Annotated in this window: 14 protein-coding genes; 9 read left to right on the top strand and 5 right to left on the bottom strand. The window is 73.9% G+C overall.

Translation table 11 applies throughout. The features are described 5' to 3' along the window. Nucleotides 1-55 precede the first annotated feature (55 nt). Both NWP09_RS03880 and NWP09_RS03875 read left to right on the top strand, forming a co-directional pair. Nucleotides 56-1,732 carry a thiamine pyrophosphate-dependent enzyme gene (locus NWP09_RS03880; RefSeq protein ID WP_258274236.1) on the top strand — a complete coding sequence of 559 codons (1,677 nt, stop codon included), beginning with the start codon at nt 56-58 and terminating at the stop codon, nt 1,730-1,732. Nucleotides 1,733-1,895: 163 nt separating this feature from the next. Further along, the gene (locus tag NWP09_RS03875; protein ID WP_258274223.1) at nt 1,896-3,212 is read left to right on the top strand and encodes a uracil-xanthine permease family protein; all 1,317 of its coding nucleotides are present in this window, start codon (nt 1,896-1,898) and stop codon (nt 3,210-3,212) included. 74 nt (nt 3,213-3,286) lie between these two features. Here NWP09_RS03875 and NWP09_RS03870 read toward each other — a convergent pair whose 3' ends face one another. Continuing rightward, nucleotides 3,287-4,867: an MFS transporter gene (locus NWP09_RS03870; RefSeq protein ID WP_258274222.1), complete on the bottom strand. Its 1,581-nt coding sequence runs from the start codon at nt 4,865-4,867 to the stop codon at nt 3,287-3,289. A gap of 254 nt (nt 4,868-5,121) precedes the next feature. Here NWP09_RS03870 and NWP09_RS03865 point away from each other — a divergent pair, with 254 nt between their 5' ends. After that, a complete protein-coding gene (locus NWP09_RS03865; RefSeq protein ID WP_258274221.1) occupies nt 5,122-6,384 on the top strand; it encodes an MFS transporter in 1,263 nt (420 codons plus the stop codon). A 9-nt stretch (nt 6,385-6,393) separates the two neighbouring features. On the opposite strand, the gene NWP09_RS03860 is transcribed toward NWP09_RS03865, so the two are convergent. After that, nucleotides 6,394-7,098, bottom strand: a complete 705-nt coding sequence (locus NWP09_RS03860; protein WP_258274220.1) for an FAD-dependent oxidoreductase — start codon at nt 7,096-7,098, stop codon at nt 6,394-6,396. Further along, the gene (locus NWP09_RS03855) at nt 7,089-7,223 is read right to left on the bottom strand and encodes a hypothetical protein (protein ID WP_258274219.1); all 135 of its coding nucleotides are present in this window, start codon (nt 7,221-7,223) and stop codon (nt 7,089-7,091) included. The genes NWP09_RS03860 and NWP09_RS03855 overlap by 10 nt, the downstream gene beginning before the upstream one ends. Nucleotides 7,224-7,386: 163 nt before the next feature. Between NWP09_RS03855 and NWP09_RS03850 the strand changes: the two genes are divergently transcribed. From NWP09_RS03850 to NWP09_RS03835, 4 genes are read left to right on the top strand one after another with little or no spacing between them, the layout of a single operon-like run. Further along, nucleotides 7,387-8,583 carry an LLM class flavin-dependent oxidoreductase gene (locus NWP09_RS03850; RefSeq protein ID WP_258274235.1) on the top strand — a complete coding sequence of 399 codons (1,197 nt, stop codon included), beginning with the start codon at nt 7,387-7,389 and terminating at the stop codon, nt 8,581-8,583. Next, nucleotides 8,580-9,194 carry an FMN reductase gene (locus tag NWP09_RS03845; RefSeq protein WP_258274218.1) on the top strand — a complete coding sequence of 205 codons (615 nt, stop codon included), beginning with the start codon at nt 8,580-8,582 and terminating at the stop codon, nt 9,192-9,194. Before NWP09_RS03850 ends, NWP09_RS03845 begins: the two co-directional genes overlap by 4 nt. After that, on the top strand, nt 9,191-9,691 hold the full coding sequence (locus NWP09_RS03840) for a MarR family winged helix-turn-helix transcriptional regulator (RefSeq protein ID WP_258274217.1): 501 nt from the start codon (nt 9,191-9,193) through the stop codon (nt 9,689-9,691). The genes NWP09_RS03845 and NWP09_RS03840 overlap by 4 nt, the downstream gene beginning before the upstream one ends. A 59-nt stretch (nt 9,692-9,750) precedes the next feature. Further along, nucleotides 9,751-10,860, top strand: coding sequence for a phosphotransferase family protein (locus tag NWP09_RS03835; protein ID WP_258274216.1), 1,110 nt, complete (start codon nt 9,751-9,753; stop codon nt 10,858-10,860). Nucleotides 10,861-10,873: 13 nt separating this feature from the next. Here the strand turns inward: NWP09_RS03835 and NWP09_RS03830 are convergent, their stop codons facing one another. Beyond that, the gene (locus NWP09_RS03830) at nt 10,874-11,539 is read right to left on the bottom strand and encodes a response regulator transcription factor (RefSeq protein ID WP_258274215.1); all 666 of its coding nucleotides are present in this window, start codon (nt 11,537-11,539) and stop codon (nt 10,874-10,876) included. Beyond that, the gene (locus NWP09_RS03825; RefSeq protein ID WP_258274214.1) at nt 11,524-13,032 is read right to left on the bottom strand and encodes a cell wall metabolism sensor histidine kinase WalK; all 1,509 of its coding nucleotides are present in this window, start codon (nt 13,030-13,032) and stop codon (nt 11,524-11,526) included. The genes NWP09_RS03830 and NWP09_RS03825 overlap by 16 nt, the downstream gene beginning before the upstream one ends. Before the next feature lie 111 nt (nt 13,033-13,143). On the opposite strand from NWP09_RS03825, the gene NWP09_RS03820 reads away from it, so the two are divergent. Together NWP09_RS03820 and NWP09_RS03815 are read left to right on the top strand one after the other, a co-directional pair. Then, the gene (locus NWP09_RS03820) at nt 13,144-14,349 is read left to right on the top strand and encodes a phosphotransferase (protein ID WP_258274213.1); all 1,206 of its coding nucleotides are present in this window, start codon (nt 13,144-13,146) and stop codon (nt 14,347-14,349) included. A gap of 56 nt (nt 14,350-14,405) precedes the next feature. Then, a partial coding sequence (locus NWP09_RS03815) for a hypothetical protein (RefSeq protein WP_258274212.1) occupies nt 14,406-14,629 on the top strand: 224 nt, incomplete at its 3' end.

Below are 14,629 nucleotides of genomic sequence, written 5' to 3'. Positions count from 1 at the left end.
GGCATCGCCCGCCCACGCCTGCCCATCGAAACAAGGAGCCGTCTTGACGGATCTCATGCCCGCCCCGCTCGCCGTCGCCGAGCCCGCGCATCCCCTGCCCACGACCGAGACCGCCGGGCACGCGATCGTGCGCGTGCTCGAGGAGCACGGGATCCGCCGCACGTTCGTGGTGCCCGGCGAGAGCTACCTCGAGGTGCTCGACGGCCTCCACGACTCGTCGATCGAGACGGTCGTGTGCCGCCACGAGGGCGGCGCCGCCTACATGGCGGAGGCCGAGGGCAAGATCGGGCCGCTCCCCGGCATCGCGATGGTCACGCGCGGACCCGGCGCGGCGAACGCGCTCGTCGGCGTGCACACGGCGTGGCAGGACTCGACGCCGATGGTGCTGTTCATCGGCCTCATCCCGCTCGCCCACCGCCACAAGGAGGCGTTCCAGGAGTTCGACGTCGAGGGATGGTTCGCCGCCGGCGCGAAGAGCGTCGTGATCCTCGACGTCGCCGAGCGCGCGCAGGAGGTCGTCGCGGACGCCCTCTTCCTCGCGCGCGCCGGCCGGCCGGGACCGGTCGTCGTCGGCCTGCCCGAGGACGTCATCCGCGAGACGATCGAGCGCCACCCGCAGCCGCAGCTGCCGGTCGCGGACGGCGGGATGACCTCGCACGACCTCGACGCGCTCCGCGAGGCGCTCGCCGAGGCGGAGAAGCCGCTCTTCGTCACCGGCGGCAGCGACTGGGACGCCGAGGCGTCCGCGCGGCTCACCCGCTGGCTCGAGCGCCACCGGCTGCCCGCGGTCGCGGAGTGGCGCACCGAGGGCATCGTGCCGTTCGACTCGCCCTCCTACGCGGGCCCGATCGGCTACGGCCGGCCGAAGCCCACGCTCGACGTGCTCGAGGAGTGCGACCTGCTCGTGTTCGTCGGCACGCTGCCCGGCGACGTGATCACGAACGGCTTCCTCGTGCGGCAGGGCTGGGAGCGACGCAACTTCCTCGTCTCGATCGACCCGACGCTGCGCGGCCGCTCGGGAGCGGTGAGCCACCACATCCTCGCGAGGCCGAGCGCGTTCGCGCGCGACCTCGAGCAGATCGCGCTCGAGGCCGACGAGCGCCGCGCACACTGGACGGCGCGGCTGCGCGAGCAGCAGGTCGCCTTCAGCGCGCTGCCCGACCGCACGCCCGGACCGGGCCGCGCATCGATGGCGACCGTCATGGCGCACCTCGTGCCCGAGCTCGACGCGCACGCGCTCGTCACGTTCGGCGCCGGCGAGCACACGAACTGGGCGCACCGCTACTTCCCCACCCGCTCCTACCCCTCGATGGTGAGCTGCGGCAACGGCTCGATGGGCTACTCGATCCCCTCGGCGGTCGCCGCCTCGCTGCACTTCCCCGAGCGCGAGGTCGTCTCGATCGCGGGCGACGGCGAGTTCCTCATGAACGGGCAGGAGCTCGCGACCGCGGCCCAGGTCGGCGCGGCGCCGCTCGTCATCCTCGTCGACAACCAGGAGTACGGCACGATCCGCACGCACCAGGAGCGCCGCCACCCCGGCCGCATCTCGGGCACGCAGCTGCAGAACCCCGACTTCGCGATGCTCGCGCGCGCCTACGGCGGGCACGGCATCGCCGTCGAGCGCGACGCGGATGTCCCGGCCGCGGTCGCCGAGGCGCTGCGCGTGTGGCGCGAGCGCGAGCGGTTCGTGCTGCTGCACGTCATCACCGAGCAGCGCGCGCAGGCGTACTGAACGCCGGAGCGAAGAGCGGAGGCCCGTTCGTGCCTCCGCCGCGGCGCCAGCTCCGACGCCCGTGCCGGGCGTCGGGCTCCGCCAGCCGCTGACCCACGACGCGCGCCCTCCCACTACGATCCGATGGGCGGTTCCCGCCTCCCGCTCGACCCGAAGGGACCGCATGTTCTCCTGGCGCCTCCGCGACCCCAGCCGCCTCACCGCATCCGACCTCGTCTACCCGGAGGAGCGCCTCGGGTGGGGCCGCACCGTCGGGCTCGGCATGCAGCACGTCGTCGCGATGTTCGGCGCGACGTTCCTCGTGCCGATCATCACCGGGTTCCCGCCCTCGACGACCCTGCTGTTCTCGGGGCTCGGCACGATCCTGTTCCTCCTCATCACGAAGAACCAGCTGCCGAGCTACCTCGGCTCGTCGTTCGCGTTCCTCGCGCCCATCGGCGCGGCGACGGAGCTCGGCGGCCCCGGCTTCGCCCTCTCGGGCATCGTCCTCGTCGGGCTGCTGCTCGCGCTCGTCGGCGTCGTGGTGCACTTCGCCGGCACGCGCTGGATCGCCGCGGTCATGCCGCCCGTCGTCTCCGGCACGATCGTCGCCCTCATCGGCTTCAACCTCGCGCCGGCCGCGCGCGACAACTTCGTCGCCGACCCGCTGATCGCCGCCCTCACGCTGCTCGCCGTCGTCCTCACGTCGGTCGTCTTCCGCGGCATGGTCGCGCGCCTCGCGATCCTCGTCGGCGTGGTCTTCGGCTACCTCGTCTCCCTCCTGACCGGCCGCGTCGACCCGGAGGCGCTCGCCGCGATCGAGACGGCCCCCTGGATCGGGCTGCCGACCTTCACGTCGCCGACGCTCGACCCGGCGCTGCTCCCGGCGCTCCTCATGTTCGTGCCCGTCGTGCTGCCGCTCATCGCCGAGAACCTCGGGCACGTGAAGGGCGTCGGGCAGCTGCTCGGCCGCGACCTCGACCCGCTCGCGGGCCGCGCCCTGTTCGCCGATGGGCTCGCGACGACGCTCGCGGGCATCTTCGGCGGCTCGGCGACCACCACGTACGGCGAGAACATCGGCGTCATGAGCGCGACGCGCGTCTTCTCGACCGCGGCGTACTGGATCGCCGCCATCACCGCGATCCTGCTCGGCCTCTCCCCCAAGGTCGGCGCGATCATCTTCGCGACCCCCGCGGGGGTGCTCGGCGGCGTCACGACCGCGCTCTACGGTCTCATCGGCATCATCGGCGTGCGCATCTGGGTCGAGAACCAGGTCGACTTCTCGAAGCCCCGCAACCAGTTCGCCGCCGGCGTCGGCCTCATCGTCGCGATCGCCGACTTCACCCTGAGCGCCGGCCAGGTGTCGTTCGGCGGCATCGTGCTCGGGACCGTCGCGACGCTCGTGATCTACCACCTGATGGATGCGCTCGAGCGGCTCCGCGGCCGGGGCGCCGAGGTGCGGCCCGACCACGCGCCTCCCGCCCCCGACCCGGCGGGCTGAGCCCGGCGCATCCGCGGCCCTGGCACGCCGACGGCCGAGCGGGGCGCGACAGCGCCGCCGCTCGGCCGTCGCCGTCAGCGCCCGGCGCCCGCGAGCTCGCGCTCGCCCTGCGGCGACTCGACCAGCGGCATCGAGGACGTGTCGATGAGCGGGTTCTCGTCCTGCGTCGCGACGAGCTCGACCGCCTCCGCGCGCGTCTCGACCGTCGGGACCGAGCCGATGAGCGGCCGCTGCGCCGTCTCGCGCATGCCGAGCACGGCCAGGCCGCCCACGATGCCGAAGAACATGATGTAGAACGCCGGCATGTAGGTGTTGCCCGTCAGGTCGATGAGCGCCTGGCTGAACAGCGGCGTCGTGCCGCCGAAGAGCGAGACCGACAGGTTGTAGGCGATCGCCATCGCCCCGAAGCGCGACGCGGTCGGGAACAGCGCGGGCAGCGTCGCCGCCGAGCAGCCGATCCACAGCGCGACCGGCACGGCGACCATCGCGAGCGCGACCATCACGGCCCACAGCTCGCCGAGCTGCATGAGCCAGAACGCGGGCAGGATGAGCACGACCACGGAGCCCGCGGCCATCAGGTAGACGGGCTTGCGGCCGATGCGGTCGGAGAGCCGCCCGAGCACCGGGAGCATCGCCGACATGAGCAGCAGCACCGGCACGGTCGCGAGCGCCGCCGTGACGGTCGAGAGGCCGACCGTGTCCTCGAGGTAGGTGGGCATGTAGCTCGTGAGCGCGTAGCCGGCGGTGTTGGTCGCCGCGACGACGGCCATCGCGATGAGCACGGCGCGCCAGTGGTGGCGGAGGATGCCGAGGATGCCGTGGCGCGCGAGGGGGTCGTCGGCGTCGGGCTCCTCGGCGGCCTGGGCGACCTCGTACGCGGGCGTCTCGGGGATGCGCATGCGGAACCAGATCGCCACGACGCCGAGCGGGATCGCGATGAGGAACGGGATGCGCCAGCCGTAGTCGACCATGGCGCTCGGGCCGGAGATGGACTCGGTGATCCACGTCGTGAGCGCGACGACCGACGCGCCGGCCGCGAAGCCGACGTAGGAGCCGACGTCGAGCCACGACGACCAGAAGCCGCGCGAGCGGTCGGGCGAGAACTCCGCGACGTACGTGGTCGCGCCCGCGTACTCGCCGCCGGTCGAGAAGCCCTGCACCATCTTCAGGAGGTACAGCGGCACGATCGCCCACGCGCCGATCTGGGCGGCGGTGGGCAGCAGCCCGATGAGGGCGGTCGCGGCGGCCATCATCGCCATCGTGAAGAACAGCACCTTCTGACGGCCGATGCGGTCGCCGAGCGGGCCGAGCACGAGCCCGCCGAGCGGGCGCACGAGGAACGAGATCGCGAAGCCGAGCAGCACGACGAGCAGCCCGAGGCTCTCGTCCATGCCCGCGGTGAACACCGCGGTCATCGTGACGGCGAGGTAGCCGTAGATGCCGAAGTCGAACCACTCCATGAAGTTGCCGACCACGGTGCCCGAGATCGCCCGCTTCACCCGCCCGGTCTTGACGACCAGCACGTCCTCGACCTCGAGCCTTCGCAGCTCCCACGTGTCGACGGCCGGTGGAGCGCCGGCTGCTCGAGCGCCTGCGGTGGCGGCGGATGCGCCGGGCTGGTTCGGACGGTGGTCGGCGGGATCGTGGGAGGGCATGGCTATACGCGTCTCTTCTCGTCTCTCGAGGTCATGGCGCCGCCGCGAGCGCGCCCGGGCAGGGCGGTTCCCGGCGGCGATGGCCGAAGGTAACGACCGATCCTGAGTGCGCCGTGGACCTCGACCCGGTACCGCGCGGGTGCGCGTGCGCGCTTGCGCGCGGATCGAGAGGCGCGGCCGGCCGGGCCGGAGCCGGGTCTGCCGCGCGTCCCGGCGGCGTGCCAGGCTGGCGCCATGCCGGTGCCGGAGCGATCGTGAGGGGGCTGCCCACGCCGCGCCGCGTGCAGGGCACGTACTACGTGCTCACGCTCGGCAGCACGCTCGCCGCCTCGTTCATCTGGGGCATCAACACGCTGTTCCTGCTCGATGCGGGTCTGTCGAACTTCGAGGCGTTCGCGGCGAACGCGTTCTACACCGTGGGCGTGCTCGTCTTCGAGATCCCCACGGGGGTCGTCGCCGACACGCTCGGCCGCCGCGCGTCGTACCTGCTGGGCTCGGCGACGCTCGCCGTCACGACGCTGCTGTACTGGCTGCTGTGGCTGTGGTCGGCGCCGTTCTGGGGCTGGGCGGTCGTCTCGCTCCTGCTCGGGCTGGGCTTCACCTTCTTCACCGGGGCGCTCGACGCGTGGCTCGTGGATGCGCTGCACGCGACGGGCTACGAGGGCCGGCTCGAGACGGTGTTCGGCCGGTCGCTGGTCGTGAGCGGGGCGGCGATGCTCACGGGCTCGGTGCTCGGCGGCGTCGTGGCGCAGCTCGCCGACCTCGGCACCCCGTTCCTCGTGCGAGCCGGCGTGCTCGTCGGCATGATCGCCGTCGCCGGGCTGCTCATGCACGACCTGGGCTTCGAGCCGGCGAGGGGCGAGGGCCCGCTGCGGGCGACGCGCTCGGTGCTCGTCGCGTCGTGGCGGCACGGGCTCGGCAACGCCCCGGTGCGGTGGCTGCTGCTCGCGAGCCCGTTCACGGCGGGCGTCGGCTTCTACGTCTTCTACGCCCTGCAGCCGCACCTGCTGGCGCTGTGGGGCGACCCGGACGCGTACTCGGTCGCCGGGCTCGCCGCGGCGCTGCTCTCGGGCGGCGCGATGCTCGGGGGGCTCATCGCTCCGCTCGTGCGGCGGCTGTTCCGGCGCCGCACGAGCACGATCGTGCTCGCGGCGGTCACGAGCGCGCTCGCGCTCATCGCGCTCGGCCTCGTGCAGAGCTTCTGGGCCGCGGTCGCGCTCATCGCGGTGTGGGGCGTGATGTCGGCGGTCGACGACCCCGTGCGCCGCGCGTACCTCAACGACATGGTGCCCTCGAAGCAGCGAGCGACGGTGCTCTCGTTCGACTCGCTGCTGGGCTCGGGCGGCAGCTCGATCGCGCAGCCGTTCCTCGGCCGCTCCGCCGACCTCGGCGGCTACGGCCTCTCGCTGCTGCTGAGCGGCGCGCTCACCGCGGTCGCGGTGCCGTTCGTGCTGCTGAGCCGCGCGCAGCGGTCGCCCGCCGACACCCGCGAGGAGGCCGTGCCCGATCCGGCCTGACCCGATGCCTCACGCGGCGGCGAAGCGGCGCGGGTCGAGGAAGCCGATGTCGGTGAAGGGCGGCTCGTCGACCGCGAGCTGCGCCGCGAGCTCGCCGAGCGCCGCGGCGTGCTTGAACGAGTGGCCCGAGCAGCCGCCCGCGACGACGACCCGGCCCGACGCATCCGCCGGCCCGACGAGGAACTGCCCGTCGGGCGTGTGGGCCATGATGCACGTCGTCGTCTCGGCGGGCTCCGGCTCGAGGTCGGGGAACGTCGCGGCGACGAGGGCCGCGATGCCGTCGGTCTCGCCGGCGCGCACCGTGCGGTCGATCGCGTCGGGGTCGTCGGGCTCGAAGGGCCCGTCGAGCTCGGGGCCGACCTTCGCGAGGTCGCCCGGCAGCGCGCCGTGGCCCCACACCCACTGCCCGGCGCCCGGCGCGCTGCGGATGAACACGGGCATGCGGTCGATGGATGCGTCGCGGCCGTCGCGCGCGGAGAACCACGTCATCACGACGCGGTGCGGCGTGAGCGGCACGTCGGCGAGCTGCGCGAGCCACGGCCCGGCCGCGACGACCGCGCGCCGCACCCGCACTGCGCGGTCCGCGAGCCGCACCGTCACGCCCTCGCCGTCGGGCTCGACGGCGAGCACCCGCTCGCCGGTGCGGAGCCCGGGACGGGCCCCGGCGCTGGGGTCGCGGCGACGATCCGAAAGGATCGTCGCCCTCAGCTCCACCGCGCGTGCTGGTCGATCCCGATCGTGCGCTCGCCGCGCGCGGCGAGCCGCCAGGCCGCGGCGGAGCCCAGGGCGCCGAGCCCGACCACCGCGACGTCGGCGTCGAAGCCGTCCACCGCATCCATGCCTCGACCCTACGGCCGGGAGGAGCGCCCGCCGCGCCGGCTGGATCGCGCTCGCTCCCTGCCGATCCGGAGCCGACGGGAATAGGCTCCCGAGCAGCACCGTTGCATCAGTCGTTCAAGTTTGAAACAATTGGCCGTGACGGAAGGACTTCCCATGAGCAGCATGCAGTTCGGCATCTTCTCGGTGAGCGACATCACCCAGGACCCGACCACCGGGCGCACCCCGAGCGAGCACGAGCGCATCAAGGGGTGGATCGCCATGGCCAAGAAGGCCGAGGAGGTCGGCCTCGACGTCTTCGCCGCCGGTGAGCACCACAACCCGCCGTTCTTCTCGTCGTCGCCGACCACGATCCTCGGCTACATCGCCGCGCAGACCGAGCGGCTCATCCTCTCGACCGCGACGACGCTCATCACGACGAACGACCCGGTGAAGATCGCCGAGGACTTCGCGATGCTGCAGCACCTCTCCGACGGCCGCGCCGACCTGACGCTCGGGCGCGGCAACACCGGCCCGGTGTACCCGTGGTTCGGCAAGGACATCCGCGACGGCATCGAGCTCGCGATCGAGAACTACGCGCTGCTGCGCAAGCTCTGGACCGAGCCCGTCGTCAACTGGGCCGGCAAGCACCGCACGCCGCTCACCGGCTACACCTCGACGCCCGCGCCGCTCGACGGCGTCGCGCCGTTCGTGTGGCACGGCTCGATCCGCTCGCCGCAGATCGCCGAGCAGGCCGCGTACTACGGCGACGGCTTCTTCCACAACAACATCTTCTGGAACAAGGAGCACACCGAGCGCATGGTGCGGCTCTACCGCGCGCGCTTCTCCCACTACGGCCACGGCGCCCCCGAGGAGGCCATCGTCGGGCTCGGCGGGCAGGTCTTCATGAAGCCGACCGAGCGCGAGGCGAAGGAGCGCTTCCGCCCGTTCTTCGACGTCGCGCCCGTCTACGGCCACGGCCCCACGCTCGAGGAGTTCACCGAGATGACGCCGCTCACGGTCGGCACGCCCGAGCAGGTCATCGAGCGCACGCTGGGATTCCGCGACTACGTCGGCGACTACCAGCGCCAGCTCTTCCTCATCGACCACGCTGGCCTGCCGCTCGAGGAGGTGCTCGAGCAGATCGAGATCCTCGGCACCGAGGTCGTGCCGGTGCTCCGGCAGGAGTTCGACCGCGTGCGCCAGCCCGGCGTGCCGGACGCCCCGACGCACGCGGCGCGCGTCGCCCGGGCCCGCGAGGCGGGCACGCAGCTCGGCGAGCAGGGCAGCGCCTGGAAGGAGCAGGGCGCGCGCAGCGACCTCGACACCGGCGCGGCCATCGCGCGGCAGGCCGACGAGCAGGAGAGCGAGGTCGCCCGATGAAGCCCCGCATCGCCGTCGTCTCCGCCGGGCTCGGCGAGCCGTCGAGCACGAAGCTGCTCGCCGACCGCCTCCGCGACGCGACGCTCCGCGCGCTCGCGGGGCACGGCCAGCACGCCGAGCCGGTCGACATCGTGCTGCGCCCCCTCGCCGGCGACATCGCCTCCCACATGCTCACCCACAACCCGTCGGAGGCGCTCGACGCGGCCATCAAGGAGGTCATCGACGCCGAGGCGATCATCGCCGTCACGCCGACCTTCAACATGTCGTACTCGGGCCTGTTCAAGTCCTTCTTCGACGTGATCGAGGAGGGCCAGCTCGCCTCGATCCCGACGGCGCTCGGCGCGACGGGCGGCTCGGCGCGCCACTCGATGGTGATGGACACCGCGATGCGGCCGATGTTCGCCTACCTCAAGGCGCAGGTCGTGCCGACGGGCGTCTTCGCCGCGAGCGAGGACTGGGGCACCGACTCGGGCCTCGACCGCCGCATCGAGCGCGAGGGCAAGGAGCTCGCCGACCTCATGGTCGCGCTGCCGCGGCGCCGCGAGGCCGACCCCTTCGACACCTCGAGCGAGGCCTTCGTCTCGTTCGAGCAGATGCTGGGGCACGCGTGAGCGACGCGGGCCGCGGCCGCGACGCGCTCGCGCTGCAGGCGTGGCGCGAGTACTTCGAGGGGTCGCGGCTGCTCGAGAACGAGCTCGAGCGCCGGCTGAAGGACGCCGCCGACATGGACCTCGGCGAGTTCAACATCCTGCTCGTGCTCGACGAGGCCGAGGGCTCGCGGATGCGCATGGGCGACCTCGCGCGCGCGCTCGCGTTCGCGCCGGGTCGGCTCACGTACCGCGTGGCGGCGCTCGAGGAGGAGGGGCTCGTGCGCCGCGAGCAGAGCCCGGCCGACCGGCGCGGCACGGAGGCCGTGCTCACGGATGCCGGCCGGCGTCGACTCCGGAAGGCGCGCCCGATCCACGCGCGGCACGTCGACGAGCTCTTCCTCGCCGAGCTCGACCACGAGGCGGTCGAGGTGCTGCACCGCGTGTTCGGGCCGCTGCGCACGACCCTGCTGCGCCGCCAGGCGGCCGCGGCCGACCCCGGTCAGCCCGCCTCCGCCTGACTCCCCGTCCCTGTGGACTCGCGCGCGCGGGCGCGCCCGGCGCCTGCGACCATGGAGGGGTGCAGGAGCAGGCACTGCTGGAGAAGGCGATCGGCGAGTCCGGTCGCCTCGTCGCGCTCGAGCCGTTCGGGCACGGCAGCATCGCCCGCTTCTCGATCGATCGCGGCGAGCACGCCGGCGACTGGTTCGTCGACACGTCGCGCCAGCCGGTCGCGAAGGAGACGGGCTTCGTCGTCCGCACGCGCGAGGGCCTCGTCGCCCGCATCTGGAAGCATCCGCTCGACCCGCGCCTGCCGGCGCTCCGCACCGCGGTCGACCCCGAGCGCCTCGCCCGCATCTCGGGCGCGGCGGGCAGCAGCGGCCGCATCGAGGCACGGGTGCTCGCCTACCGCCCCGGTCGGCGCGCGGTCGTGCGGCTCACGCAGCACAGCACCCACCTGTTCGTGAAGGTCGTGCGCCCGGCCGAGGCGGAGGATCTCGTCGCGATCCACGAGGCGTGCCGCTCGGTCGGGGTGCCCGCGCCCGAGGTCGTGCACTGGTCCCCCGCGGGTGTCGTGGTGGTCCGCGACGCGGTCGGCACGCCCGGCCCGGTCGCGGCGGCGCGCATGCCCGCGAGCGAGCTCATCGACGCGGTCGACGCGCTGCGCGCGCGACTCGCGACCGTGCCCACCCGGCGCATCGCGCGCGCATCCGTCGCGACCCGCATCGACTGGCACCTCGAGCGCATGATGCTCGCGCTGCCCGACCGCGCCGCCGACGTGCGCACGCTCGCGAGCGTCATCATCGCCGACGCCCGGCGGGCGGGGCCGTCGCGCGTCATCCACGGGGACCTCCACATCGGCCAGCTCTTCTTCGCCGGCCGCGCTGTCTCGTCCGTGATCGACGTCGACACCGCAGGGCTCGGCGACCCGGCCGACGACGCGGCCGCGTTCGTCGGGCACGCGATCGCGAGCGCAGCGCGCAACGAGGTCGCGGGCCGCACGGGCGACGCCTCGCTGCTCTACGAGCTCGCGAGCACGGCGGCCGAGCGCTGGCTCGGCGACCCGCACGCGCGCGCGCTCACCGCCCTGCACCTGCTCGGCCACGGCATCCGGGCTGCGGAACGCTCGCCGCGGGCCGCGCACGTGCTGCTCGACGAGGCGCTCGACATGGCGGGCATCGCCGCGTGAGCCGGCGCGCGGGTCACACGAGCCGGTAGCCCATCCCCCGCACCGTCTCGATGCGCGCGGCGCCGAGCTTGCCCCGCAGGTAGCGGATGTAGACGTCGACGACGTTCGAGCCCGGATCGAAGTCGTAGCCCCACACGCGCGAGAGCAGCTGCTCGCGCGAGAGCACCTGGCCCGCGTGCCGGACGAGCTCCTCGGCGAGCGCGAACTCGCGGCCCGAGAGCTCGACTTCGCGGCCGTCGACGCTCGCCCGACGCGTGCGGACGTCGAGCCGGAGCCCGTTGTGCGCGAGCTCCGCGAGCGCGCGGCCGCCGCTGCCGTTGCCGCTCGCCATGCGCAGCCGCACGCGCGCGAGCAGCTCGTCGAAGCGGAAGGGCTTGGCCATGTAGTCGTCGGCGCCGCCCTCGAGGCCCGCGACCGTGTCGGCGCCGCCCGCACGCGCGGTGAGGATGATGACCGGCATCGTCGAGCCCGAGCCGCGCAGCTGCGCGAGCACGTCGAAGCCGTCCATGCCGGGCAGCCCGATGTCGAGCACGAGCAGGTCGAACTCGTCGGTGAGGGCGAGGTCGAGCGCCTCGGGGCCGGTCGTCGCGACGCGCGTCGTGAACCCGGCGGCCGTCAGGCCCTTCTCGACGAACGACGCGATGCGCGCCTCGTCCTCTGCGATCAGGATCGATGCCACGGCTGCTCCTCGGTGCTCGTCTCTCGGGTGTCGGTCCAGTCGGGCGGATGCGCCGGAGCGCCGCGCGCGTCCACCACGACGGCGCGCGGGAGGGAGAGCACGAACTCCGACCCGCCGTCCGCGTCGGCGACGGCCGCGGTGCCGCCGTGCCGCTCGGCGATGAGCGCGACGATCGCGAGGCCGAGTCCCGACCCCTCGTCGCCGCGCCCCTCGGCGAGGCCCCGGTGGAAGCGCTCGAAGATGACGCGCTTGAGCTCGTCGGGCACACCCGGGCCCCGGTCGCGCACGAACAGCTCGAGCTCGGCGCCGCGGGCGCGGGCGCCGATCGCGATGGGCCCGGTCGCATGGCGCACCGCGTTCGCGACGAGCTGCAGCATCGCCTGCGTGATGCGGGCCGGATCGAGCCGCGCGTGCACGGGCGCCGCCTCGACGAGCGGCGCGATCTCGGCGCCGTCGATCGCGCGCGCCTTGTGGGCGATCTGCTCGACGAGCGCGGCGACGTCGGTCTCGCGGATGTCGAACGCGTCCGGGTCGCGGAGCCGTGCCGCCGCGCGCAGGTCGTCGACGAGCTGCGCCATGCGGTCGAGCTCGTCGATCGCGAGCTCGCGGGTGGCGACGACGTCGGCGGGGTCGCGCTCGTCGACGAGCTCGAGGTGCCCGCGCACGATCGTGAGCGGCGTCTTGAGCTCGTGCCCGACGTCGCGCAGCAGCTCCCGCTGGCTGTCGATCGCGCCGCCGAGCCGGTCGAGCATGCCGTTCACGGTGATGGCGAGCTGCGAGACGTCGTCGCGGCCGCTGCCGACGGGGATGCGCTCCGAGAGGTTCGCGGCCGAGGAGCGCTCGGCGACCTCGCGCATGCGGCGGATGGGCCGGAGGAGCCGGTCCGAGACCAGCAGCCCGAGCAGGAAGGTCGCGGCGGTGGTCGCGAGTGCGGTGATCGTGAACACGCGCGCCGCCCCGTCGAGCTCGGCGAGCTCGGCGGCGACGTCGTAGCCGGTGGCGAAGACGGCCGCGGGGGGCGCGCTCGCGTCGACCTCGCCCACGGTGACGGGCGCGGCCAGGTAGCGCACCGTGCGACCCGACTCCGCGTACGTGCCGACGACCACGTCGTGCTCCGCGGTCTCGGCCACGACGCGCTCGACGAAGCCCGGCAGCCGCTCGAGCCGCACGTCGGTGTCGATGCCGGGCACGAGCGCCGCCTGCCCGTCGACGATCCCGAGCGTGCCGGTGTTGTCGTCCGGCGCGAGGCGCTGCACGACCGCGCTGAGCGCCTCCTCGGCCGAGTCCCACTCCGCCTCGCCGACGATGAAGCTGCCGGAGTCGAGCGCCGACCGCAGGTTCGACTCGATCTGCTCGAGCGCCCGCGCGCGCTCGGCGAAGTACGCGACGCCGCCCGCGACGAACACGGTCACGAGCGACAGGAGCGTCAGCAGCCCGACGATGCGCGAGCGCACCGTCCACGGGCGCAGTCGCGGTCGCGCGGGCTCGGGCATGCAGCCATTCAACCCCGCGCGGTGCCCCGCCCCCGTGAGGCGCCGATGAGAGAGCCCTCACCGAGGGGGCGCCGGTCACCGGAGCGACGTCGCGTCTGGTCGAATGGCACCGTGGAGCCGATCGACGAGCCAGCGTCCGTGAGCGACGAGGAGCGCATGCTGCGCGACGCGCTCGGCGACGGCCTCGCGGGCGAGCTCCGGGTGCTGAGCCGCGAGCCGTTCGGGTCCGGTGCCCTCACGGGCTTCGAGGAGGCCGGCGCCCAGCCGCGCTACTGGTACGTCGACACCTCGGGCAGGCGCGTCGATGCGGAGACGGGCTTCGTGCTCGGCGACCCCGAGCATCCCGAGGCCCGCATCTGGCTGCACCCCGCCGACCCCCGGCTTCCCGCCCTCGCCCCCGCATCCTTCCCCGACGCGGCGGCCACGCTCATGGCCCGGCTCGGCGTCTCGATCGACCGACCGCCCGAGCTGCTCGTCTACCGGCCCGGCAAGCGGGCGATGTTCCGGATGCGCGCGGGCGAGCGGGAGACGTACCTGAAGATCGTGCGCCCCGCGGCCTCGGCCTCGATCGTCGAGCTGCAGGAGTCGCTGCGCGCGGGCGGCGTGCCGGTGCCGCACATCACGGGGTGGTCGGAGCTCGGGATCGTGCTGACCGAGACCGCAGCGGGCGTGCCCCTCACGTCGAGCCTCGAGGAGCTCGAGCCCGAGCGGCTCCTCGACTCGATCGAGGCGCTGCGGCAGCGCTTCGGGGGCGTCGACACGGGCCGCGAGGCGCGCGCGTCGCTCGGGCTGCGGCAGGAGTGGTACCTCGGGCGGCTCGATCGCTCGCGCTGGGCGGGCGGCGCGTCGGCGGTGCTGCTCGACCGCCTCGACGCCGTGACGGCGCTCGTGACGGGGCCCGACGCATCCGACCTCGTGGTCGAGCCCGCCGAGCGGCGCACGATCCACGGCGACCTGCACGTCGGCCAGCTGTTCGTCGACCCGGCCGAGCCGAGCGCGATCACGGGGGTCATCGACATCGACACCGCCGGGCTCGGCGACCCGGCCGACGACGAGGCGGCGCTCATGGGCCACCTCGTCGCGTCGATCGCGCTCGCGCGCGAGAGCCCGGGGCGCGCTGCGGCGTTCCGGCGGCTCCTCGACGCCGCGGCTCGGCGCTGGCTCGCCCCCGATCGGCCCGACCGCGCTCGCGTCGCGCACCGCACTGCCGTGCACGTGCTCGCGCACGCGCTCTCGCCCCTCGAGCGCGGCGAGCTTGCGACCGCCGAGGCGCAGCTCGGCATCGGGCTCGAGGTGCTCGCAGGGAGCCGCGGATGAGAGAGCTCTCATCCGACCCTCCTGCGCCGCTCACCGATCCGGGGGATGCTGGACGCATGCAGCGCAACCAGTGGATGCTCGTCGGTGCGGCCGGGGTGCTGAGCCTCGCGGGGCTGAGCGCGGGCGCGATGGGCGTCGCGAGCGCGATGGAGGTGCGCGACGTCGCGGGCGCGCCCGTCGCCGGCGTTGAGCTGCGGGGCGCCGCGGTCGGCACCGGGGCCGCCGAGCGGGCGCTCGCCGCCAAGACCTCGACCGACCCGATCCTCGCCCCCTCCCCCAC

It is taken from the genome of Agrococcus sp. HG114 (assembly GCF_024723325.1).
In the GTDB taxonomy this organism is placed as follows: Bacteria; Actinomycetota; Actinomycetes; order Actinomycetales; family Microbacteriaceae; genus Agrococcus.
This window is presented reverse-complemented; position numbering and strand designations above follow the sequence as displayed.

What these genes read in the sequence shown, in the direction of transcription:
- NWP09_RS03845 (WP_258274218.1), top strand. Translation starts at nt 8,580, where the DNA reads ATGAAGCCCCGCATCGCCGTCGTCTCCGCCGGGCTCGGCGAGCCGTCG.
- NWP09_RS03825 (WP_258274214.1), bottom strand. Translation starts at nt 13,032, where the DNA reads ATGCCCGAGCCCGCGCGACCGCGACTGCGCCCGTGGACGGTGCGCTCG.
- NWP09_RS03880 (WP_258274236.1), top strand. Translation starts at nt 56, where the DNA reads ATGCCCGCCCCGCTCGCCGTCGCCGAGCCCGCGCATCCCCTGCCCACG.
- NWP09_RS03855 (WP_258274219.1), bottom strand. Translation starts at nt 7,223, where the DNA reads ATGGATGCGGTGGACGGCTTCGACGCCGACGTCGCGGTGGTCGGGCTC.
- NWP09_RS03875 (WP_258274223.1), top strand. Translation starts at nt 1,896, where the DNA reads ATGTTCTCCTGGCGCCTCCGCGACCCCAGCCGCCTCACCGCATCCGAC.
- NWP09_RS03850 (WP_258274235.1), top strand. Translation starts at nt 7,387, where the DNA reads ATGCAGTTCGGCATCTTCTCGGTGAGCGACATCACCCAGGACCCGACC.
- NWP09_RS03870 (WP_258274222.1), bottom strand. Translation starts at nt 4,867, where the DNA reads ATGCCCTCCCACGATCCCGCCGACCACCGTCCGAACCAGCCCGGCGCA.